This window comes from uncultured Phenylobacterium sp. (genome assembly GCF_902826855.1).
GTDB lineage: Bacteria > Pseudomonadota > Alphaproteobacteria > Caulobacterales > Caulobacteraceae > Phenylobacterium.
Window position 1 is genome coordinate 1 of sequence record NZ_CADEGK010000017.1, and the last position, 1914, is coordinate 1914.

General features: G+C 70.6%; 2 protein-coding genes. One reads left to right on the forward strand and one right to left on the reverse strand.

Features of this window, described 5'->3' with window-relative positions; translation table 11 throughout:
• Positions 1–241: 241 nt before the first annotated feature.
• Positions 242–895, reverse strand: coding sequence for a PEPxxWA-CTERM sorting domain-containing protein (locus QZV94_RS04345; protein WP_293676580.1), 654 nt, complete (start codon positions 893–895; stop codon positions 242–244).
• Positions 896–1075: 180 nt separating this feature from the next.
• Between QZV94_RS04345 and QZV94_RS04350 the strand changes: the two genes are divergently transcribed.
• Positions 1076–1914 (forward strand): SDR family oxidoreductase (locus tag QZV94_RS04350; RefSeq protein WP_293676581.1); only part of this gene is annotated, 839 nt, incomplete at its 3' end.

Genomic DNA, 1914 nt, shown 5'->3' on the forward strand with positions numbered 1-1914 from the left:
CGCGCGCCTGGCCCTGGACATCGGCTTCCCACCCGACGCCATCGCCCGCTGGCGCGACCTGCCGGACCCGCCGAAGCACGCCTTCGCCCTCCATCCCGACGACGACGAATGGCGCAGCTCCGCCTGAGCGCCCCCCTTCCTTTCCCGCTCGCGGGAAAGGAAGGGCCGTGGCCTCACAGCCCCGGCCGCCCATCCGTGTTCATCCGTGGATAAACCCGAAGGCCCGCCCCGAACGGCGCCCTCAGGCCCCCGCGAGGCGGCGGCGGCGGATCGTGCTGCCGACGGCGCCGAAGCCCAGGATCATCATGGCCCAGGTCGCGGGCTCCGGGATCGCCCCCGAGGGCGGCGCCGAGACGTTGGCGGTGAAGCCGATGTTCTGGAAATCGACCTGCCGGTTCGAACCGGTCAGGAAGGCGGTGACGTATCGGACGTTGAGTGGCGCGGCCAGGACGATGTCCTGCGCGACGATGGCGGGGGAGGCGCCCAGCGCCGGCATCACCGACAGCATGCCCACCTGCGTGTTCGCGCCGTTGAAGAAGGTGAAGTCGACGTTGTCGACGTCGAAGCCCTCGGAGTCGTAGTTCCAGAAGTGCAAGGTCGAGATGTCGTATTCCTGGTTGAAGTCGAACTTCAGCTCCAGCCCGCCGCCCGCCTGGTCGGCGGTGAAATAGATGTGGGTCGTCTGGCTGTGGATCTCCTCGGCGGTGGCCGACGGCGCGTCGATCACCTTGTCGATGGTCTGGCCACCCGAGAAGGTGTTGTTGAACGAGCCCGGCGACGTGCCCGCGCCGACGCTGACCGAGATCAGGTCCTTGTTCAGATAGACCGCCGCCTGCGCCGCCGACCCCAAGGCGCACGCCGCCGCCGCCAATCCAGCCACTGTCAGTCTTCTCATGATACGCGCCCCAGCCAACTCTGCGCCGCCGACATTGGCGGTACCTCCTTAGGCGTCGCCTCAGAGGCTCACGGGTCAGGGGCGGACGAAAAAAATCCGCCGCCGCGGACGTCGCCCCGCACCCTCGCGGAACCCGCGGCGCGGCTGTAGGCTCCAGGCCAGAACCAGGGGGAGGGCGACATGGTGGGGCAACTTGAGGGCAAGGTGGCGGTGATCACCGGCGGCGCGGCGGGCATCGGCCTGGCCACCGCGCGGCTGTTCCTGGCCGAGGGCGCCAGCGTGGTGATCGGCGACCTGCAGGAGGGCGAGGCCATGGACCTGGTCGCGCTCAATCCCGGCCGCTGCAGCTGGCGGCGCACCGACGTGCTGTTCGAGGACGACGTGGCCGGGCTGATCGCCGAGGCGGAGTCCGCGTTCGGCGGGCTGGACGTGCTGTTCAACAACGCTGGCTACGGCGGCACCATCGGGGCCATCGAGGAGCTGCGGCTGGAGGCGGTCGATCGAAGCATCGGGGTGCTGCTGCGCGGCGTGATCTGCGGCTACAAGCACGGCGTGGCGGCCATGAAGCGGCGCGGCGGCGGCTCGATCATCTCCACCGCCTCGGTCGCCGGCCTGATCGGCGGCGCCGCGCCGCTGATCTACAGCACCTGCAAGGCGGCGGTGATCCACCTGGCGAAGAGCGCTTCGGTGGAGCTGGCCGACTTCAACATCCGCTCCAACGCCATCTGCCCCGGCACCATCGCCACCCAGCTCCTGGCGCGCGCCTTCGGGGTCTCCAAGGAGGAGGCCGAGCCCTTCCGCGCCTTCCTGGAGGCGCGCTCCGCCGCCGGCCAGCGCATCCCCCTGGTCGGCCAGCCGCAGGACATCGCCGCGATGGCGCTCTTCCTCGCCTCCGACGCCAGCGTCTTCGTCAGCGGCCAGGCCATCGCCGTCGACGGCAGCTTCGCCGCCAACCCGGCCGCCGACCACGGTCAGCGCGCCGCCGTGGCCGAAGCCCTGGCGGCGTTCCGGGCCAGCCG

Coding starts and splice junctions, on each gene's coding strand:
- QZV94_RS04345 (WP_293676580.1), bottom strand. CDS start 895: ATGAGAAGACTGACAGTGGCTGGATTGGCGGCGGCGGCGTGCGCCTTG.